General features: G+C 65.0%; 19 protein-coding genes. 10 read left to right on the top strand and 9 right to left on the bottom strand.

Annotated elements, in window-relative coordinates; all coding sequences use genetic code 11:
* Window positions 1–11: 11 nt before the first annotated feature.
* The 7 genes from ACTIFV_RS16075 to ACTIFV_RS16045 all read right to left on the bottom strand — a co-directional run bounded on the left by ACTIFV_RS16075 (window position 12) and on the right by ACTIFV_RS16045 (window position 7,523).
* Window positions 12–1,319 (bottom strand): ParA family protein, encoded by a 1,308-nt coding sequence (locus ACTIFV_RS16075; RefSeq protein ID WP_439593806.1) that lies wholly within the window; start codon window positions 1,317–1,319, stop codon window positions 12–14.
* Window positions 1,316–2,926 (bottom strand): hypothetical protein, encoded by a 1,611-nt coding sequence (locus tag ACTIFV_RS16070; RefSeq protein ID WP_439593805.1) that lies wholly within the window; start codon window positions 2,924–2,926, stop codon window positions 1,316–1,318. Before ACTIFV_RS16070 ends, ACTIFV_RS16075 begins: the two co-directional genes overlap by 4 nt.
* Complete coding sequence (locus ACTIFV_RS16065; protein WP_439593804.1) at window positions 2,926–4,419, bottom strand: SCO6880 family protein; 1,494 nt, start codon at window positions 4,417–4,419, stop codon at window positions 2,926–2,928. Before ACTIFV_RS16065 ends, ACTIFV_RS16070 begins: the two co-directional genes overlap by 1 nt.
* Window positions 4,416–5,762, bottom strand: coding sequence for a hypothetical protein (locus tag ACTIFV_RS16060; protein WP_439593803.1), 1,347 nt, complete (start codon window positions 5,760–5,762; stop codon window positions 4,416–4,418). Before ACTIFV_RS16060 ends, ACTIFV_RS16065 begins: the two co-directional genes overlap by 4 nt.
* Before the next feature lie 98 nt (window positions 5,763–5,860).
* Window positions 5,861–6,157: a hypothetical protein gene (locus ACTIFV_RS16055; protein ID WP_439593802.1), complete on the bottom strand. Its 297-nt coding sequence runs from the start codon at window positions 6,155–6,157 to the stop codon at window positions 5,861–5,863.
* Between the two features lie 21 nt (window positions 6,158–6,178).
* Window positions 6,179–6,790, bottom strand: a complete 612-nt coding sequence (locus ACTIFV_RS16050) for a M23 family metallopeptidase (protein ID WP_439593801.1) — start codon at window positions 6,788–6,790, stop codon at window positions 6,179–6,181.
* 1 nt (window position 6,791) lies between these two features.
* Window positions 6,792–7,523: a hypothetical protein gene (locus ACTIFV_RS16045; RefSeq protein WP_439593800.1), complete on the bottom strand. Its 732-nt coding sequence runs from the start codon at window positions 7,521–7,523 to the stop codon at window positions 6,792–6,794.
* A gap of 380 nt (window positions 7,524–7,903) precedes the next feature.
* Here ACTIFV_RS16045 and ACTIFV_RS16040 point away from each other — a divergent pair, with 380 nt between their 5' ends.
* Entirely contained in the window at window positions 7,904–8,221 is a 318-nt protein-coding gene (locus tag ACTIFV_RS16040) for a hypothetical protein (RefSeq protein WP_439593799.1), read from the top strand.
* A 401-nt stretch (window positions 8,222–8,622) separates the two neighbouring features.
* On the opposite strand, the gene ACTIFV_RS16035 is transcribed toward ACTIFV_RS16040, so the two are convergent.
* The gene (locus ACTIFV_RS16035) at window positions 8,623–9,906 is read right to left on the bottom strand and encodes an enolase C-terminal domain-like protein (protein ID WP_439593798.1); all 1,284 of its coding nucleotides are present in this window, start codon (window positions 9,904–9,906) and stop codon (window positions 8,623–8,625) included.
* Between the two features lie 85 nt (window positions 9,907–9,991).
* Here ACTIFV_RS16035 and ACTIFV_RS16030 point away from each other — a divergent pair, with 85 nt between their 5' ends.
* The 5 genes from ACTIFV_RS16030 to ACTIFV_RS16010 are packed head-to-tail and all read left to right on the top strand — an operon-like array spanning window position 9,992 to window position 14,135.
* Window positions 9,992–10,843: a fumarylacetoacetate hydrolase family protein gene (locus ACTIFV_RS16030; RefSeq protein ID WP_439593829.1), complete on the top strand. Its 852-nt coding sequence runs from the start codon at window positions 9,992–9,994 to the stop codon at window positions 10,841–10,843.
* A gap of 1 nt (window position 10,844) precedes the next feature.
* A complete protein-coding gene (locus tag ACTIFV_RS16025) occupies window positions 10,845–11,627 on the top strand; it encodes an SDR family NAD(P)-dependent oxidoreductase (RefSeq protein ID WP_439593797.1) in 783 nt (260 codons plus the stop codon).
* 15 nt (window positions 11,628–11,642) lie between these two features.
* Window positions 11,643–12,476 carry an amidohydrolase family protein gene (locus ACTIFV_RS16020; protein ID WP_439593796.1) on the top strand — a complete coding sequence of 278 codons (834 nt, stop codon included), beginning with the start codon at window positions 11,643–11,645 and terminating at the stop codon, window positions 12,474–12,476.
* Window positions 12,473–13,420, top strand: a complete 948-nt coding sequence (locus ACTIFV_RS16015; RefSeq protein ID WP_439593795.1) for an aldo/keto reductase — start codon at window positions 12,473–12,475, stop codon at window positions 13,418–13,420. The genes ACTIFV_RS16020 and ACTIFV_RS16015 overlap by 4 nt, the downstream gene beginning before the upstream one ends.
* A gap of 40 nt (window positions 13,421–13,460) precedes the next feature.
* Complete coding sequence (locus ACTIFV_RS16010) at window positions 13,461–14,135, top strand: FadR/GntR family transcriptional regulator (protein ID WP_439593794.1); 675 nt, start codon at window positions 13,461–13,463, stop codon at window positions 14,133–14,135.
* Window positions 14,136–14,188: 53 nt separating this feature from the next.
* On the opposite strand, the gene ACTIFV_RS16005 is transcribed toward ACTIFV_RS16010, so the two are convergent.
* On the bottom strand, window positions 14,189–14,959 hold the full coding sequence (locus ACTIFV_RS16005) for a FadR/GntR family transcriptional regulator (RefSeq protein WP_439593793.1): 771 nt from the start codon (window positions 14,957–14,959) through the stop codon (window positions 14,189–14,191).
* Window positions 14,960–15,241: 282 nt separating this feature from the next.
* Between ACTIFV_RS16005 and ACTIFV_RS16000 the strand changes: the two genes are divergently transcribed.
* From ACTIFV_RS16000 to ACTIFV_RS15985, 4 genes are all read left to right on the top strand, one after another.
* Window positions 15,242–16,579 carry an ABC transporter substrate-binding protein gene (locus tag ACTIFV_RS16000; RefSeq protein ID WP_439593792.1) on the top strand — a complete coding sequence of 446 codons (1,338 nt, stop codon included), beginning with the start codon at window positions 15,242–15,244 and terminating at the stop codon, window positions 16,577–16,579.
* Window positions 16,580–16,664: 85 nt separating this feature from the next.
* On the top strand, window positions 16,665–17,603 hold the full coding sequence (locus ACTIFV_RS15995) for a carbohydrate ABC transporter permease (RefSeq protein ID WP_439593791.1): 939 nt from the start codon (window positions 16,665–16,667) through the stop codon (window positions 17,601–17,603).
* The gene (locus tag ACTIFV_RS15990; RefSeq protein WP_439593790.1) at window positions 17,603–18,481 is read left to right on the top strand and encodes a carbohydrate ABC transporter permease; all 879 of its coding nucleotides are present in this window, start codon (window positions 17,603–17,605) and stop codon (window positions 18,479–18,481) included. The genes ACTIFV_RS15995 and ACTIFV_RS15990 overlap by 1 nt, the downstream gene beginning before the upstream one ends.
* On the top strand, window positions 18,478–20,238 hold the full coding sequence (locus tag ACTIFV_RS15985) for a glycoside hydrolase family 36 protein (RefSeq protein ID WP_439593789.1): 1,761 nt from the start codon (window positions 18,478–18,480) through the stop codon (window positions 20,236–20,238). The genes ACTIFV_RS15990 and ACTIFV_RS15985 overlap by 4 nt, the downstream gene beginning before the upstream one ends.
* Window positions 20,239–20,296: the final 58 nt, after the last annotated feature.

Raw genomic sequence — 20,296 nt, 5'->3', positions numbered from 1 at the left:
CCGGGCTCCTGTCAGAGGCCTTCGGCGGCCGCGGCGGTGGCGCGCACCCAGGCGGTGCGGGTGCGGGGGCGGAGGTTGTCGAACATGAGTGCCCCGGATTTGAGTGCAGGGTCGAAGGGGATGACAGTGACGGCGCGAACGTGCGGGGCGAACCCGTCGACGATGCGGTCGAGCTCGCCGCGACGAGTGGGTTCAGACTGGGTGACAATCACAACAGCCTTCTCGGCGAGCGTGTGGGAGTGGGGGTCGCGGGTGCGGAGCGCGTCGAGGAGGAGGGCTGCGGATTCGGCGGATTCGGGGGCGGCGAGGGTGGGGATGACGAGTTGGGTGGTGGAGTCGATCATCCGCAGCCAGCGGTCGGCGGACTCGTCGTTGCCGGAGTCCCACACCACGAGCCGGTAGTAGCGGGCGGCGACCTGCATCAGCAGATCGAACTCCTCCCGACTCAGCCGCTGGTCCGCGGCGAGGAGCTCGGGGTTGGAGCGGAGCACGTCGTACCGGTCGGCGGCCTGGTGATGCACGTACCGGCTGATGTCAGAGACCGCGGCATCGGGGGTGAGGAGGTCGTGGGCGTGGTGGAGCAGATCGCGGATCGTGGTGTCGTAGAGCCCGGTTTGAGTGCGCCAGCCCAGGGTGCCGCGGGTGTCGTTGTTGTCCCACGCCAGCACATTCCCACCCCCAAACCGGGCAAGCACCGCGGCGATCATCGCCGTGGTCATCGTCTTCCCGACCCCGCCCTTGCCGTTCGCGACGCCGATCGTGCGACATCCCGCCCAATGCGTCGACACGGTCGCAACGTCAGGATCGATCTCCGACGCCTTGACGATGCCGAGGGCGGATAGGAACCCGCGCAGACTGCCGGAGCTCGCCGGAGTGGGTGTCAGGAAGGTCGGGCGGGGTGCGGCGACGGGCTCCGCAATCGGCACGTCGGGGTTGTCGTCGGTATCCGGTTGCGGAGCCTCACTCGTCACCTCCTCTCGATCCGCTGCAAGGCCACTCGTCGGGAGAGTGCGGTCGCCCCGTTCGTCCACTCCGGCTTCAGACGCCGTCCCGCGTGCGCGGAGGGCAGCGCGGGTGGACTCGCTGTCAGGGAGCGGCGCGAGGGTGCCGTCGGTGTGGATGAGGAGATGGTGGTCGCCGCGGTCGCCGCTGGTGACGAGTTCGACGGGTTCCCCGGTGCGGCGGGCTTCGTCGGCGGCGCGGCGGACGATGGCGAGGCGGATGTCCTCGGTTCCGGTGACGGTGATGGGTTCGGAGTGTCCGTCGGGGGCGATGTAGGTGGCGGTGGGTCCGGTGACGGTCGCGTAGGCGCGGGTCATGACATCTCCTTCTCAACAGTGGCGAGCCATCCATCGACCGCGGCATCCGTCTCGACCGCGGTTGGGGTGGGTTGGGGCCAGAGGGTTTCGAGGTCGTCCGGCTCCAGCAGGTGCAGGTGGGGGTCGTCGCGGTCGGCGGCGGTGACGGCGTCGTCGGTCTTGAACAGCTCGTACTCCCACGCGGTGGAGGTGGCGAAGCAGTCCACGAGGTAGGAGTACTGGCCGATGTAGGCGAGGAACTCGCCCTTGCGCAGCTGCCGGGCCATCTCGACATGGGGTGCGGGGAGGTTGAGGCGTTCGCGGAGGTGGGTTTGTTCTTGGTGGTTGACGCGGAAGATGAACTTGTTCTCGATGTCCCCGACGATCGAGTAGGCGAGGGCGCGCTCCATGGATTGTTCGTCGCCGACGGCGTCGAGGTCGCCCATCTTGTGCAGGATGACGATGTTGCTGATCCCGTAGTGTCGGGACAGTTTCAGCCACTGCTGGAACATCTGCAGGCTGGTGAGTGACGTCATGTCCCGCCAACCCTCCTCACGCACCACATACCTCGTCCGTTTCGCGGCCCGGTCGCTGATCACCGCCTGAATCCACGCCGTGGAGCACACCTGCGTGAGCTGCGCGGCGAGCTCACCGCGGGCGAACAACTCGCTGGTGTCGGTGACGACGATCGGCGCGTCCTGGTCGAACTCCACGGTGGAGGCGTCCTCGAACAGGCCGGAGAGGTCGCCGTCGACGAATCGGCGCAGCACGAACCGCGGCTGCACCGCACCCTCCGCGACCCGTCGCTCGTGATCTGTCTCGACGGGTGGTCGGCCGAGCTCCTCATACACCTGCCGGAGTGTCGGCTCGTCGTTGGTGGCGGTGATGGCACGGTCGAGGGCGTCGTGGATCGCGGCGTGCTCGACGGCGCTCATCCGTCCACCGAGGGTCATCTCGACGATCGCGATCAGGGTGCCGATGCGCCGCTGTTTCACCATCTGCTCGTGCGCCTCATCCGTAGAGCCCAACCTCCGTGGGCCGCGGTCCAGGGGGTTGAGCCGTGCGCCGGTTCCGCCGCCGAGCCGGATGACGGTTCCGCCGGGGATGGCGTCGGCGACGGCCACCCATTCGCCCTTCGGGTCCGAGGGGACGACGACCTGATGTCCGAACGCGATGGATCGAGTGGTGAGGATTTTGACGACTCCGGACTTCCCGGAGCGGTATGCGCCGAGGGCGAGGATGTTCGTGGAGAACGTTCCCCGGTCACTGGTGTCGACGTACGCCTCCCACGGCGAGAAATGCCACAGCGCGTCCGCGTTCAGGTCGACGCCAATGATGGGGCCGCGGTGCCCGAGCCCGGCGTCGGCGACGAACGGGTAGATGCCGGCGAGGTGCTGCGATGTCGCCTGGTGGGGTGGCAGCACCGGCTTCGCGAGGTTCCAATAGCCACCCTCGACAAGTCCCGGGCCGAACGGCCCGGGAACGGCCGGTTCAGGGAGGCTGCGCTCGCGCCGAGAAGATCGAGCCGGCTGTTCGGCCCGGGCGAGGGAGGCGAGCTGGCGGCGCTGGTCGCGGCGTTCCCGGCGGGTGGAGTCGCCGGGGGTGAAGGTGACGGTGCGGCGGGCCATCACTTCATCCCCAACCCGACCGGCAGCGCATTCACCATCAACGCCTCCGCCTGCTGGCAATAGAGGATCTGCGCCTCCATCCCCGCACGAGACAGGGCGTTCCGCATCCCGGCGATGGCCTGGTCGAGTTGCTCCTCGTCGGGGGCGGTGATGGTGAGATAGGCGCCATAGCGGAATTCGCCGTGCCCGGCGACGATCTCCTGCTCCTGCTTTTCCAACGCATCCCAGTCCGCGGCATCCGCTGCGGACCCGTCCGCGCCTCGCTTCGCGCGGAGCTTCTCGTTGCCCCGCCACACCTTCTTCTCGTCCCGGATACGTTTGAGGGCTTTGGAGACGGGAACGGGAGTGAGGACGAGGGAAAGGATGTGGGTGACGGCCTCACCGGTGTGGGGGTGGCGGGCGAACACGATCGGGGACACGAACCCGACCGGCGCATCCGACCGCGGCCACTCATGAATCCACATCGTCGTATGCACACCACTGTCGGTGATGACGATGCCGTTGCGGCCCTTAGGTTCCTCGAGGAACATCGGGCCGATCGCGATCGGATCCACCCCACCCTGCACGTCATCCCGGTTCTGCACCGTCGACGCGAACGCCGGATCCACCGCCACCCGCCCCAACGCCGCCACATCCCGCGGGGTGAGCCAGCGGCGGACACGGACCTTCGCCGCCTGGAGTGCGTCGGCGAGGTTGCCAGCCTCGATGTAGGCGAGGGAAGTGATGGCGGCTTTGCCTCCGCCGAGGGACTTGAGTTGCGCGCCGAGGGTGACGAGGTCGAGGGTGAAGGTGAGGTAGTTGCGGTGCGATACCGCGAACCGCTCCGACCCATCCATCACCGACTGGTAGTTCGCCGCTAGCGGCGATCGTGGATCCAGGTCCCGACGCCTTTGCACGGTCTCGTAGTGGTCCCGGGCGGCGCGGATCGTGGTCGGGATGGTTCGCTCCTGCAGCGTGACCCGCTTCACGCCGGGTCGTTGGGTGAAGGAGGCGAGGACGTTCGCCCACTGCTGCGCCAGGTCGTACCGTTCCGGGGTGTCGTGCATCAGGAACCCCTGCACCTCGAGCTCCGCGGTGACGGAAACGGTGCGGTCGTGAGGGTTGTAGACGCACACCATCCCCTCCACCTCCCACAACTGCAGCGACGCCCGCGTCCCCGGAAGGTTCAACGTTCCGGCAAGCCGCACCTTCTCCGGCCGGAACGCCTGCGTCGTCGCACCCATCGCATGCCGCACCTGCTTCATCACCCACAGCCCCGCCATCCGCGGCGTCGAGATCCCGTGGATGCTGGTGAGCGCGGTCACCCCGAGGGCGAGATAGAACGGGGCGGCGTAGAGGAGACCGGCGGGGCCGAACCGGTTTACGCCGATCAGGAGGACGAGGGCGGCGGCGGCGACGAAACCGAGCTGCCAGCCATCCATCCCCATCACCACGCCCTGCCGGGACCTACGCGGCAACCGCACCGGACGCGACACATCATTCGACACCGTCATGAGCCACTCCTCCCCGTCGCGCTACCCGCCGCCGGGGCGACAGACGCCGTCGACGATGGCGCGGGCGTCGAAGCCGCACTGCTGGGCGCGGAGCTCGCCGCGCTCGACCCGCTAGAACCAGATCGCGCCGGACTGCTCGCGCCAGACGGCTTCGACGCCGACGGTCCGCGCGAGGCGAGGCCGCCGCCTGGGCCGCTCGAACCACGGCCCGCGATCATCCCGGCCGGCGACGCACCCATCCGGGAAGGGATACGCACCGCGGTCCGTGCAGCGTTCGATCCCATCCGACCGGCGTGAGACGCCGCGCCGGATCCGACACCGTCGGCGGCGACCGCACCCACGAACGAGAACAGCCCGAAGACCGCGAAGGGCGCGAACGCCACCAGAACGAGGCCGATGAGAAGTGGCCAGGACTGTGGATCCCAGATCGTCTTCACCGACGAGAGCCCGTTGATGATCAGCGTCACGAACCCGATCGTGAGCGGACCAGTGAGCAGGAGCACGGCGACGGCGGAGACGTAGCGGACCACCCATTGCGGGCCGATGCCACGGACGGGGAAGATCATCCACGCGATCGGCCCAACCGTGATGAGGGCGGCGAGGACGATGTTGCGGAACGTGAACACCAGCATCAGCAGCAGCATCCCGATCATCAACAGCCCATGGATCACGAACGCGAAGAAGTAGTTCGCCTGACCACCCGCCCACATCACCCCCTGTAACGTCGCGAACAGCGACAGTGCCCCGTCGCGGTTGAGGATGTACCAGGTCATGTCATCGATCGCGTTCAACAGATGACCCGTCAACCACAATGTCAACGGCACCGCCACCACCGCGATAAACGACCGTACAAGAGCGCCGACGAGCTCGTCGCGGTCACCGGATACGACGGCAGCGGTGACCGCCCAGATCATCGCGCCGAGCAGGATCATCAGCACCGCCCACTGCCAGAACGACCACTCATCCACGGCCGCCGTCCACAGCAACGAGGACGTGTCAAAGCGCATGTTCTCCGCAACCGTGAACATCATCGCCGTCGCCGATAACGCCATCCCCCGGCCGGCGTTCTCGAACGTCACGCACACGACATCCCCGACGCTGCAGCCGTAAGCGACAAGAAGCGGCTTGCCCCCTGCAGCCTGGAGGGCTTGAGTGTGGCCGCCGAATGTAGTGCAGACGGTTGTCCTGCTCCCGGCGAGGACGACGTTCTGGAAGCACTGCTGAGCGACGACGGAACTGGGGTCGGTCGGAGTGCACGACACCTGACCGCCACCGATCCGACAGTCGACGGGGTAGGAAGGCGCCGACCATGTCTGCCCCTCGACCGGAGCCGCGGTGGCCACGCGCTCGACGGGTTCTTGAGCCTGCGCGGGTGCGAAAGTGCCGCTAGCGAGGAGGAGGCCGAGGACTGCTCCAGCGGTGGCGGCGCGGAGGGTGCGCATTAGAAGCCGAAGTCGAAGTTGACGAACCATTGGAAGAGTCCGGATGCGGCGCCGAGGACGGCGGCGGCGATGAAGATCCAGAGGATGTTTTCGCCTGCCCAGGTGCGGACTCGGTCGGAGGCGAGGCCGCGGAAGGCGAGGGCGGCGCCGGCGAGGATGAGCATGATCAGAACGACCAGGAGTGCGGCGGCGAGGATGTAGGAGGCGATGAGTTGGAAGCCTTGGAAGAAGGGGGCGCTGAAGTCGGGGTTGATGTCGGGCACGTCGACGTCGGCGGGGAGTATGCGAGTGTTCATGGTTGCTCCTTGCTGTGGGTCCTAGGTGAGGGGGAGTCCGCGTGCGGCCATGAACGGTTGCGGGTCGATCGTCCGTGACTGATAGGTGACTTCGAAGTGCAGGTGGCAGCCGAACGACCGGCCCGTGTTGCCTTCCGCACCGATCGGCGTACCCGCCGTGACCTGGTCCCCTTCGTGGACGAGGAGGGAGCCGGTGATCATGTGCCCGTAGAGGGTGATGAGGGAGTCGCCGTGGTCGATGCGGACGCTGACGCCGTATCCGGAGTAGGTGCCGGCGGTGATGACTGTTCCGGGTCCGGCGGCGTAGATGGTGGATCCGCAGCCTTGGGCCATGTCGTAGCCCTGATGGTTGACGGAGCAGTAGCTGCAGCCGATGACAGGGTTGCGCCCGAACCCGCGCCCTTTTGTGTACCGGCCGGCGAGGGGATACCCCCAGTCACCCACGACCACTGGCCCGGCACCCGCCGTCACGGCGGTCGTGACGGACTGACCAGCGACCGCGAACGGGATCGCAATCAGCGGGGTCAGCAGGATCGCGTTGACGAGCAGGACGAACAGGAGGATGCCGAGGGCGATCCGCTGTCCAGTCCTCGTCTTGGCGAGGGCTGCAATCGCGGCGACCGGGGCGCCCATGTCAGGGCTCCAACGGCTCCGTGAAGTACCGAACCACCTTGCAGTCCCCCGCCGCCTGCGCACTATCCGGCGTCGGCACAGACCCCGCACCGCACAACACCTGCACACTCACCCGCACCACATCGTCGAACGACGTCTCACCCCCCAACCCATCGGACTGCGTGAACGTCAACGTGACGTCCGCCGTCCCGATCGACATGTCACCCGACGCATCGTCCGGAACATCGACATAAGCCACGTCGCTGGTGACTTCCGCCACCACGCGACCATCACTATTAGCCAGCGAGTCCCACTCCTGCTGCGGCAGTACGACGCCCTGGCGCAACTCGAGCCGGGCTGCGGCAAGGTCGGCCTCGCGGTCCGCGTCGGACGTGAAGCGCGTGTCCGGGGTGAGCCACGTGTCGAGGTAGGCGAGCCACTCGTCACGCGTCACTTTGGTCGTATCAAAGGTAGATGCCGCAGCCAGAGCGGCTCGAATGTACCGCTCCGCCTCAGGTGTGATGGGCTCGGCGATCCAACCCCGATCGCCGACACTCGCATCGACGACCTCGTCGCCTTCGCTCACGCTCGTTGTCGGCGAGGGGACCGCGGTGGAGGTCGAGCTGGTCGGATCAGGGGCTGGGGAGCGCGTGATCGACAGGACGATCATCGTGGCAATACCTATGAGCAACACTGCTCCGCCGACGATCGCCCAGATCAAACCGCGCCGACCAGAGGCTCCTGACGCCATCATGCGATGCCCTCCTGAACGATCAGGACGGCGTTCCGCGAAGCTCGATCCTCATTGATCTTCGGCCGCCGTGTGGGCATCTTATGCTCAAAGAACGCGATTCTAAAAGGGCATAAACTTGCATTGCGGGTGGAGCGCACAGCAATACGGCGAAGGTGCCGGGGGGCCATCTCGCCAAGGTTGATGGGAACGCTACGCCTATCATTACGGCTTGTCTGTAGGTCTTTCGGGGGACAGTAGGAGCGGCGCGCGCAGGAGGTCGACCTGCCATTCTCCTGCCATTCCGATTGCATGAGTGAAACATACACTGTTACAGTCAAAATGTGAATCAATAAGTGTCACGGTCGTGTGGACGTCGTTGACTCGGTGCGAGACAATGTGGTGTGCCGAAACTCGTCCGCCCCGCCAACAGTGAGCTCGCGGAGGATCCGATCAAAGCGTTCGGCAGCCTGACCAAGGCCGGCATCATCGGCTACCTCCGCGCCCACCCCGCCAGCACGCGCGCGGAGACCGCTCGCGCGCTGCAAGTGCAGCCCATCACCGTGAGTCGCGCTTTGACTGAACTGCTCGAGGTCGGACTCGTCTCCGCAGATCCGCCCCGCATGGAGGCGGAGAGGGGCGAATGGGTCCGGTACACGGTGAACGCATCCGAGGTGACCGAGCTGTACCTTCGGCTCGGCCTCGCGCTCGGCGAGATCTGATCCAGCCGAACCTGGCACTGTGCTGCGGGTCTACGAGTTTTGGATCTCCGACTTTGCCGACGAGGCGACGCGAGAGCAGCTAAACGTTGCTCTGCAGCCCGACAGGTTCTGGTTATGAGGTGACCTTCGCAGCGTCCCCGCAATTCCATCTGCAGTGCTGTCGGGGTCTGGTCGATGCGGAGCGGGGATGGGAGCTAGAAGCGTTCAACCGCATCGAGTTACTAATCGACGGGATGCTGCGGGCGTCGTGGCTGGATTGAGGGGACTGATCGAGGCGATTACTAAGACCGTGCTGCAGGAGCTCACGATCGACTACATCGATCGCGAAGACTGAGAAATCGGGGTCCGCTCGCATTCGCCGACGAGTTGCCTTGAGCGGCGACTCGCTCGATGGATCGTAGTCAGAGAAGTTCAATCGAGTATTGCTCGATCGACTCCCCCCACATCTCTGCGCCGGACCCCGGTCGAGACGGGACCCGGTAGCGGCCACTCTCGATGACTACGGGGTCGCGAAAATGCTCGTGGAGATGATCGACGTACTCGATCATCCGCCCCTCCTGCGAACCGCTCACAGCAACGTAATCGAAAAACGACAAGTGTTGCACGAGCTCGCACAGGCCGACGCCGCCGGCATGGGGGCAGACTCGCACACCGAACTTCGCGGCGAGCAAGAGGATGGCGATGTTCTCGTTAATGCCGGCGACGCGGGTGGCGTCGATCTGCAGCACCCCGAGCGCCTCGGCCTGGAGGAACTGCTTGAACATGACCCGATTCGCGCCGTGCTCGCCGGTAGCCACCGGGATGGGCGCGATCGCGCGTGCGATCGCCGCGTGACTCAAGACGTCATCCGGATTCGTCGGTTCCTCGACCCACGCGAGGTCAAAGGGCGCAAGCGCCGTGATCCATTCGATCGCCTCGCGTCGCTCCCATCGCTGATTCGCGTCGATTGCAATACCGATGGAGGGTCCAAGCGTCTCGCGGGCCAACCGCATCCGACGCACGTCGTCCTGGAGGTCGGCGCCTACCTTGATCTTGATCTGATTGAAGCCGTTCTCCACGGCTTCTCGACTCAGTCGTACGAGCTTCTCGTCGGAGTAGCCTAGCCATCCGGGCGTCGTTGTATAGGCGGGATAGCCGTCGCTCAGCAGGTGGTCCACCCTCGCCGCGCGCGTCGATTGCCGAGCCGCGAGGATGTCGAGCGCCTCAGCACGTGTCAGCGCGTCTGACAGATACCGGAAGTCGACCAGCCCAACGAGCTCCTCCGGATCGAGTTTGCTTAGGAGCAACCACACGGGAAGCCCTTCGCGCTTGGCGCGGAGATCCCACATTGCGTTAACGGCAGCGCCGATGGCCATGTGCATGACACCCTTCTCAGGCCCAAGCCAACGCAACTGGGAGTCGTACACGAGACTCTTCCAGAGTCCTCCGAGGTCGGCGAGCATCGGCTCGACTTCATGACCGAGGAACCACGGCGCGAGTGCCCGGATGGCGCTTCGCTGCACGTCATTGCCGCGACCAATCGTAAACACGAAACTATGCCCCTCAAGCCCGTCCGAAGCGTCCGTGCGTATGCGCAAGTAGGCCGCCGAATAGTCGGGGTCCGGGTTCATCGCATCCGAGCCATCCAATGTTTGAGAGGTCGGAAATCGCACATCGTATGTTTCGAACACGGTGATCTTGCTCAATTGTTCCCCCACAGGTATCGTGCTGCGAGCATAGACATCGGATGTTTCGCGTGTCAATCTGCCATCAGGCAAGAAGGAGTCGATGATGAGACTGGCGAGACTTGGCGATCCAGGCAAAGAGATCCCCGTAGTGCTGGACGCCGGCAGGTTCCTTGATCTCCGTCCTGTCGTCGCCGACATCGACCATGTCGCGCTCTCGACGGAGGGGCTTCGCCGCATTCGGCTTAGCCTCGACTCCCTATCGGAGCTTCCCGGGGCGGTCAACCTTCGAGTCGGCCCTCCGCTCGCGCGGCCTGGCGCGATCATTTGCATCGGGATGAACTACGCAGCGCATGCCGCCGAGTCAGGCGCCCCGGCGCCCGAATGGCCGATCGTCTTCCTCAAGACGCCGAACACGGTCGGCGGTCCGAACGACAGCGTGACGATCCCGCGGGGCAGTTCGAAGACCGATTGGGAGGTCGAGCTCGGGGTGGTGATAGGCGAACGGGCACACTATCTCGACTCGCCCGAGGATGCTCTGCGGCACATCGCCGGATACGTCGCCGTGGATGATGTCTCCGAGAGGAGTTTTCAACTCGAGGTGTCGGGCGGGCAGTGGAGCAAGGGGAAGTGCGCGCCGGGCTTCAGCCCGCTCGGGCCGTGGTTGGCGACTGTCGATGAACTTGACCCCGGCGGTCTGCAACTGCGCAGTTGGGTTAATGGCGAACCGCGGCAGGATTCGTCTACGTCGGACATGCTCTTCAGCGTCGACGAAATCATTCACCACCTCAGCCAGTACCTAGCGCTTGAGGTCGGAGATGTCGTCTTGACCGGCACCCCCGAGGGCGTCGCTCTTTCGGGTCGCTTCCCATATCTCGGCGATGGCGATGTGGTCGAGATCGAGATCGAAGGGCTCGGTCGTCAGCGTCACGAGTTTGTCGCCTACGGGAGGGCCTGAGATGGAGTCAAGCAGCGTAGAGCCGACGAACCTGGAGTTCACCGACCGAGTCGCGCTGGTCACCGGGGGAGCATCGGGCATCGGTGCCGCAGTCGTCGAACGCCTGCTTCGAGGCGGTGCGTCGGTTGCGGTGTTCGATCTGGCGCCCGGCGGCGCGAACCCCGCCGCGTTCGCGATTGAAGCGGATGTATCGAACTCGGCCTCGGTGCGCGCCGCGATGGCGGCAACGGTCGTCCGATTCGGCCGCGTCGATATTGTCGTGAATAGCGCCGGGATCGGCGCGACTGGCTCCGTCGCCGAGGTCAACGACGAGGAGTGGGCACGTGTGTTCAGCATCAACGTCACTGGGATTGCGCGAGTGAGTAGCGTCGCCCTACCGTATTTGCGAGAGTCCGACGCAGCCGCCATCGTCAACCTTTGCTCAATCGCCGCGACGGCGGGACTTCCCGAGCGTGCGCTCTACAGCGCGTCGAAGGGTGCGGTTCTCGCGCTCACCCGTGCGATGGCCGCCGACCATCTGCGCGAGGGCATCCGCGTGAACTGTGTCAATCCGGGCACTGTAGACACCCCATGGGTCGATCGCTTGCTTCAGAGTGCGCTCGACCCCGCCGCGGAACGATCCGCGCTCTCCGCGCGCCAACCGCATGGACGGTTGGTGGCCCCCGCGGAGATCGCGGAAGCGGTCGCCTACCTTGCCAATCCAGTCAACTCATCTACCACCGGGACGAGTATCGCCGTCGACGGGGGCATGCACGCCCTCCGCCTGCGACCGGTGGCGCGGTGAGTTGGGAGCTCTAACGTGATCATCGATTCGCACGCCCACCTCTGGCGGCGCGCCCGACATCCCCAGCCCTGGATAGACCCGGAGTCGATGTCGGCGATCGATCGTGACTTCTGGGCCGGCGACCTCACTGTCGAACTTGATGCCTCCGGGATCACAGCCGCAGTCGTCGTTCAGACCTCGAACTCTCTTGCGGAGACCGCCGACCTCTTGGCAGCGTCAATGAGCGAGCGGATTCTGGGAGTGGTGGGCTGGGTCGACTTGTCAGGCGATGTCCCCGAGCAGCTCGAGGCGCTCTCCCGATTGCCTGGCGGAGAGAATCTCGTCGGCATCCGCCACCTGGCCCATCAGGACCCCGACCCGGCGTGGCTAGCGCGCCCAGAAATCGGCGCTGGGTTCGAGGATCTCGGCGCGGCGGGTCTTCCGTTTGACCTCGTGATTTCCTCGTCGCAGCTAAAGTACGCCGACGAGGCCGTACGCGCGCATCCAGGGGTGCGATTTATCCTCGACCATCTCGCCAAGCCCGCCATCCGCGCGGGCGAACTCGCGACGTGGCGCACCGATCTCGCGACTCTGGCCAGGCATTCGAACGTCTGCGCGAAGTTGTCGGGCTTGACGATCGAAGCCGGCTGGTCAACCTGGACGCTGGATAGCCTGCGGCCTGTTATTGAGCACGCCCTCACGACCTTCGGAGCCTCGAGGCTGATGTTCGGCTCTGATTGGCCCCTCGTAAACGTCGCCGGCGGACTCCCGCGGTGGATCGAGGCGGTCCGCTCGCTCATTCCCGAGGCTCACGCGAGCGGGATCCTCGCGATGAACGCGCTCTCGGCCTATGGAAGGACTCCGCAATGATGCGAACCCGCGAGATTGCCGACACGGGCGTCATGCTTACCGAACTCGGCTTTGGCGCCGCGAGCATTGGCAATCTCTACCGGGAAACGACCGAGGAGGAGGCGGCGGGAGCCGTCGCGGCGGCGTGGCAGAGCGGCATCCGGTACTTCGACACGGCGCCGCACTATGGGCTCGGTCTGTCGGAGCGTCGCCTCGGTCAGGCACTCAAGGAGCTGCCGCGCGAGAGCCTCGTTGTCTCGACGAAGGTCGGCCGGTTGCTCGAGCCCCATCATGCTCCGACCGAGTCGGACGGGATGTTCAAGGTTCGAGGCGACCTAAAGCGCGTTTGGGACTTCTCCCGCGACGGCATTCTGCGATCGCTCGAGGCCAGCCTTCTGCGCCTCGGGCTCGACTATGTCGACGTTTTGCTGCTGCACGACCCTGATCAGAGCGGCATCGCCGGCGCCGCCGAGACCGGTGCCGAGACACTCCTCGAGCTCCGTGACGAAGGCGTCGTGCGCGCGGTGGGCATCGGCTCGAACAGCGCCGACGCGGTGGCGGACGCCTTCCGGCGCACTGACATCGACGTAGCCATGCTTGCCGGTCGTTACACGTTGCTCGAGCAGCAAGGGGCGGACGCGGTCTTCGAGGCCGCCGCGCGGCGGAGCATCATCTCGGTGGGGGTGTTCAACTCGGGACTCCTCTCCAAGCCCCGACCTGAACTCGGCGCGATGTACAACTACGAGCCCGCGGGTGCCGAGCAACTGGATGCCGCGATCAGGCTGGCCACGATTGCCGAGGTACACGGTGCGACGCTCCCGCAGGCCGCCGTGGCTTTTCCTCTGCTTCGGCCCGAGGTTGCCGGTATAGCGATCGGGATGCGCACGGCAGAGCAGGTACGAGCCAACGTCGAACTGTACGAGAACGGCCCGCATCCGTCGTTCTGGGAGGAGGTGCTCGTGTGAGCGCTATCGGAGGCTTCTGGTTAGGGAGGGGTCGACTCGCATGGCAGTGACGGACGATGCCATCACTCGCATCAAGGCGATGATTTTGGCCGGCGATCTCGCACCCGGCGACCGCTTGCCGCCCGAGAAGGAACTCGGAGAACGGCTGGGGCTTTCGCGCAGTTCCATGCGGGAGGCAGTCAAGGCACTCGAAGTGATCCGCGTGCTCGACGTGAGGCAAGGTGACGGCACCTACGTCTCGAGTCTTGAGCCGGCACTTCTCGTGGAGGCGATCTCGTTCGTCGTCGATTTACACGTCGATCGCTCGGTCATCCAGCTATTCGAGGTGCGCCGGATTCTTGAGGGCGCGGCCGCTCGGCTCGCGGCCAGCCATATCACACCGGACCAGTTGGCGGCGCTTCATGAACATCTAACGTCGGCTCCCGTGACCGACGATGTGGAGCAACTAGTGCAGCACGATCTGATGTTCCACTCCCAGCTCGTCGCCGCGTCGGGCAACTCGTATCTCGCGGCGCTCATCGACTCGCTCTCGACCAGCACGGTCCGCGCACGCATGTGGCGAGGAGTCACCCAGAAGGGCGCCGTGGCACGCACGCTCGAGGAGCATCGCTCGATCTTGGCGGCTGTGGAAGCGGCCGATACCCAGTTGGCAGAGGCCTTGGCGGTCGCCCACATCTCGGGTGTGGAAGGTTGGTTGAAGGGGCAGGTCGCGTGACCGAGCGATTGAGCCGGGTTAGGTGAATGCAGGCCATAGCTGGGGTGTCTCGACTATTGGTCGCCGCGTGGCTGCCGAAGCAGCGATGCGATCTCGGCCTGATACCCGATGAGCGTGCGCTCTATGTGATAGCGGGCAGCGACCTCAGCACCCTCGGCGTCACCGTTCATGACCGCCGTCACGATCTGCTCGTGGTCGGCCGCCGCCGACGCGAGACTTCCACCGGTGCCGCCGTGCAGAGCCATTACGACGATCTGGGACTGCAACCGTCGCGCCGTGCCGCCCGCCGATTCGAGGAACCGGTTGGCGGACGCCTCGAGTAGACGAGCATGGAACTGCGAATCAGCGAGGTCGAAGGCGATGCGATCGTCGGCACGGGCCGCCGACTCCGAGGCGGAAGCGGCCTCGCGAAGCATGCGGAGCTGCGGCGGGGTTGCGCTGGTGGCTGCTCGGCGCGCCGCACCCCCCTCGAGCACCTGACGAAAGCGCATAAGCTCCTCCACGTGCCCAGGGTCCGCGGGCAGGAAGGTTTCGAACTCGTCCTCCGCACCCAAACGCAGGTGCGGATCGTCCGCCACGAAGATCCCCTTGCCCTTGTGCGCATGCACGCGACCGAGAGCGGTGAGGATCTTGATGGCCTCTCGGATCACCCCGCGCCCGTACTGGAGCTCATCTGCGAGGGCCTGCTCCGTGGGGAGCCGGTCGCCGGGCCGCAGGCCGCGTCGGGCAATGTAGTCGATGACTTTCTCCGCGGCGACAACGTAGTTCGGGCGATACACGCCGGCGTCGTCGTCAGTCGCCGCGGCCGGGGTGGCGGTGGTCATCGAAATCGCCCCTCTTCTTCTGACCCTCGAAGGTGATCGGCGTTCATCGCCGGGTATCGGCACGAGTTTAGCCGACGCCGGATCGGGTCCTGTAATTAATCCTATTCATAGTCTCACTAGACGGGTTCTGTCTCGATTTTTCCGGGGTATCTGTCAAATGAATACGATTCTTGCCACATAGTAGAGTCGGTGCTACGGTACAAGACAGCCTCCCGTAGCGAGCGCTCGCCCATTGCACCTTTTGGCGCCACTATTTCAATGACGAAAGATGGAGATCTGCGCATGACAAACAAATCCAGCAAACGAGCCCGCGCGGCTCATCGCGGCATCGCGGCTGCCGCCGCGCTCTCCGCCCTCCTTGTCCTCTCGGCCTGCCAAGGAGCCGCGCCCGCGGCCACAGTCGATCGCGTCGACCCTTCGGGTCCCCCTCCGGCCGCGGATCTCACGGTCTGGACCGATGCGGTACGCCAGTCCGGCTTCGAGGCCTATCAGGAGCTCTATGGCGAGGATGGGACAGACCTCTCAATCGAGACGCTCCCCGACCAGTTCCCACAGAAGATCCTGCTGGCCACCAAGGCCGACAAGGGCTGGCCCGATGTCGTCTTCGACGGCGGCACGAACAACGTCAACTTGTTCAGTTCGGAGCTCTATGACTTCGCTGCGGATCTGACTCCTCTGCTGCCTGAGGGCACTGCCGACGAGTTCTACGAGGGTGCGATCAGCCCCTGCGTCGTCGACGGCAAGCTGTATTGCCTCCGCAACGACTACGCGCCGAACCTGCTCTGGTACAACACCGAGCTCTTCGACGAGTTCGGCTACACCGTGCCATCGACCTTCGAGGAGTACCTTGAGCTCGGTTTGACGTTGGCTGAAGAGCACCCAGGGTACTCAGTTGGTGCCATCGGCGGCGACCAAGGCAACTTCTTCCTCGGGTCGTCGCAATGCAACTATGGCCAGGTGGTCGACGAGGAGTTCTCGATCGACCTGACGAGTCCCGAGTGCACGCGCGCGATCGACTTCCTCGATCAGCTCCTGGCTGTCGGCGCGGTGTCTCCGGAGGGTGAGTTTGCTCCCGGCTACACGGCCGATGTGGGCACCGCGGGCAAGGTTCTCATGATGGTGGGACCGACCTGGTACGGCGAGTACCTCTTCAAGGGCACCTACCAGGTCGCCGATGGCGTGATGGGGGTTGCCGATCCGCTGATCTGGGAAGGTGACGACCGCGCCTACAACCAGACATACGGCGGAGGGGTGTACTACGTCTCGAAGCACGCAGAAAACCCGACCGCCGCTGCGGCGCTCGCGCTGTGGATGGCGACGAGCGAGGACTTCCAGGTCGCCGGGCCCACGTTCCCGGCCTACCAGCCGGCCGCAACCGCGTGGCTCGCTCGGATCAAGTCGACCGGCGCGATCGCGACGGAGGACATTGAGGCTGTCATCGACGCGGCGGGTAAGGCCGTGGACGGTGACCAGCAGGCGGCCCTCAACATCCCGTCGACAATCGATCGGGGGTGGTCATCGCAGGTGGTCCCGGTCATCACGGCTGGTGATCCTATCTCGTCAGTGGTCGACAGTTGGCAGCAGTTCATCGAGAACTCCGCTCAGGCTGCTGGCTTCTAAACCAGGCCGAAACCACCAGCGCCGGCCGGACCGGGAAGCTCCCGTCCGGCCGGCGCTGTACTGCGATAAGAATGGAGAGGCTACGGTGGCCGCATCACTCACCCAGATGGAAAATCGGTCGGCAACGAGGTCGACCGGCGCATCGGTAGCCGCCGCGCGCCGTCGGGCGAACAGAGTGGGGTACATCTTCATCACGCCCTACTTGGTTCTCCTCGCGGCATTCGGACTGATTCCGATCGCGTACAGCCTGTATCTGGCTTTCACGGATGGCGACACCGGCGGGTTCGTCGGGCTCGACAACATCAACGCGGTCCACGACGATTTCCGTTACATCCCGGCCGTTCAGAACGTCCTCTTCTTTCTCGTGGTCTGGCTGGTCCCGTCCACCGTGATTTTGGTCTCGCTAGCGCTTCTGCTGCACAACCGGGCCGGGAGGTCCGCGTCGTTCCTCCGCGCGGCCTATTACATTCCCGGCGCGCTCGCGGGGACGGCCAGTGTAGTCCTCTGGTTGTTCATGTTGAGCCCCTCCGTGAGTCCCTTCGGCTTCCTGTTCGAGGCATCCAATCTCACCCAGATTTTTGAAGTCGTGAGTCCGTCCCGGCTGCCGTTCATCATCGCGCTCATCAGTTTCTGGACCGGCGCCGGTGGCTGGATCCTCGTCCTCTACGGTGCCCTCACCTCGATCGATCCCGCTCTTCTTGAGGCGGCAAAGCTCGACGGCGCCAACGAATGGCAGACGATTCGGTACGTCAAGTTGCCGCTGTTGCGTAAGTGGATCGGGTATCTCGTGATTCTCAACCTGGCGGCGGGATCTCAGGTCTTCGTCGAACCCCAGCTCATCTCATCGGCGACGAAAGACGGCGTGGCGACCGACTGGTCGCTCAACCAACTGAGCTACACAATGGCATTCTCTTACGGGCGCTTCAACGAGGCGGCAGCCCTCTCCCTGGAACTCCTGCTCGTCGGACTTATCGGATCGATTGTCATCGTGCGCGTCACGGGACTCTTCAAGGCGGATGTCTGATGCGCAAGCTGCATACCCTGGGTCGCGGTGTCGGCTGGGTGGTCCTCGCCGGCTTCTTCATGTTCTTCGTGACGCCGATCCTCTGGCTCGCTCTCGCGGCGACCAAGACCCAGACGCAGATCGTCACGGAGCCTCCGTTCAGCTTCGGCTCCCTGGCGAACGTGGGGGCAGCCTGGACGAATGTGCTCGCCTTTAATCAGGGTGCAATCGTTGCGTGGTTCGGCAACTCGGTGCTCTACTCGCTGGGCAGCGTAATTCTCGCCATCCTTGTCTCGATCCCGGCGGGCTATGCACTTGCGGTCGGTGCATTCGCGGGTCGCCGTCTGATCCTCGGCCTGACGCTGGTGTCCATGGTCATGCCGAGCGCAGCCCTGGTGCTTCCGATCTTCCTCGAGCTCAGCGCAATCGGTTTGGTAGGCACGATCTGGTCGGTCATCGTGCCTCTCGCGTTCTTCCCGTTCGGCGTGTATCTGACGTTCATCTACTTCAGTACGGCGGTTCCGCGCGACCTCTACGAGGCGTCGCGGCTCGACGGCTGTTCGGAGTTCGGTGTGTTCACGCGCATCGCTCTACCGCTCTCAAAACCCATGGTCGCTCTGGTCGCATTCTTCAGTTTCGTGGCGTGCTGGAACAACTTCTTCCTCCCCTTCGTGATGCTCTCCGACAGCTCGATGCTGCCGTTGCCCGTCGGGCTTGCGCTGCTCGCGGCGTCATCGCCCGACTTCAACCCGACGGGTCTGGTGAGCGGAGCCCCGATCTACCGCCCCGAGATCGCGGTGGCGACGCTCGTCACCACGCTTCCCGTGCTCGTCGGACTACTCCTCGCTCAGCGATCGGTTCTGCGGAGCTCGGCCCTCCTGTCGGGGAGTGTGAGGTGACCGCGACACTCAGAGTCGGCGATTGCGAGGTGATAGCCGAGGTTTCAGGCGGCGGTTTCGCGTCGGCTCGCGCGACGGAGAACGGCGTCCGTTCCACGATTGAAATCACGGCGACGGGCCTCTCCACCGACTCGATACTTCTTCTGACCTGGTCCGTTCCCAACCGGGACGGGGTAGCCGCCTGGACGGCGCGTACGGAGGCGGAGCGCTGGCTTCCTGTCTCGTTCTCCGCCCCTTGGTCGGTCAGTGCCCTCACGTCGTCGCCGATCGGCGCCCTCTACGCGGCCGACGACCATAATCGACTGACCTTCGCGCTCTCCGAAACGCTGTCGGCTTTCGACCTCAGGACCGGTGTCTCGGGCGCGAGCGCGCGGTTCTTTGGCACCGCGACGTTCGGCGCCAGTGCCTGGCAAGATCGTGCCGACTACGTCGTTTCTCTGAGTCTCGATGTCGCGGATGCTCCGATCGCGCAAACGCTCGACGCTGCCTTGCGCTGGTGGGCGCTGTCGCTTCCCGCCCAGCTCGAGGCACCCGAGGTCGCGCGGATAGCGATGTACTCGACGTGGTACAGCCTGGGCCAGACTTTCGACAGCGGCACGATCGAGCGTCAAGCCGAGCTCGCATCCGCGGCGGGGTGCGGTTCCATCATCGTCGATGATGGGTGGCAGACTGCCGATCGGGTCGGAGGCTACGCGTCCTGCGGAGATTGGGACCCCGACCCTGACGCGTTCCCCGCGATGGCCTCCCACGTCGCGCGAGTGCGCGCGCTGGGGGTGAGCTACCTGCTGTGGTTCGCGCTGCCGTTCGTCGGCTCGCGCAGCGAGGCATTCACGCGATTCGAACCGATGATGCTCGGCTACCGCGCCGACCTCGACACGTGGGTCCTCGATCCACGCTTCCCCGAAGTCCGGGCGCACCTCATCGATAGAATCGTCCGCTCGGTGCGGGAGTGGGGTATCGACGGAGTAAAGATCGACTTCATCGACGCTTTCGCGATGCCTGCCCCCGCTCCGGCGGCCGCGACCGACATCGGTTCGGTGCAGGACGCTGTCGTGCGGTTGCTCGACGACCTCACGAGTGAGCTCACCGCGATCCGGCCCGACGTCATGATCGAGTTCCGTCAGACGTACGTCGGTCCGCGATTGCGCTCATTCGCAAACATGCTACGGGTGACCGATTGCGCGATGGACTCGACCGAGAACCGCGTGCATTCACTCGACCTGCGACTCATCGCCGGCGCGACCGTAGTGCACTCCGACATGGTCATGTGGCATCCCGAGGCGAGTCCAGAAGTCGCCGCGCGACAACTCCTCGACGTGTTGTTCTGCGTGCCCCAGATCTCGATGCGCCTCGATGAGCTCAGCGCGAGTCATCGGGAGATGCTGCGCTTCTGGCTCTCGGTCTTCGCGCGTTACCGTACCGTGCTGCTGGGCGGTCGGCTGTCTCCCTCGCGCGCCGACCTCTCCTATCCTCGAGTTCGCGCCGACGACGACTGGACCACCTTTCTCGCGCTCTATGACGCGCCGCTAGCGCAACTCGACGAACCACCCGCCCAGACGATTGTGCTCGTTAACGCGACGGTGAGCGATCGCGTGGTGTTGTGTGCGTCAAGCTACGCCGGTGAGCACGATCTGCTCGTGCGGGACTGTCTCGGCCACGAACACAATCGCGGTTCAGTCACGGTATCGGAGCAGCCCGTGATCCTCGCCATCCCCCCGTCCGGGCTCGCTGTCCTGACCCGCCGACCCGTTCACTGACAACCGAAAGAGTCTTAAGTGCGTATCACTCATGTCGAGAGTGTCCCCGTCAACATCC

Origin of the sequence: Microbacterium sp., from assembly GCF_051860965.1 — a bacterium.
Taxonomy (GTDB): domain Bacteria; phylum Actinomycetota; class Actinomycetes; order Actinomycetales; family Microbacteriaceae; genus Microbacterium.
Note: the sequence above shows the minus strand (reverse complement) of the source record. Positions and strands in the feature narration are given on the sequence as shown.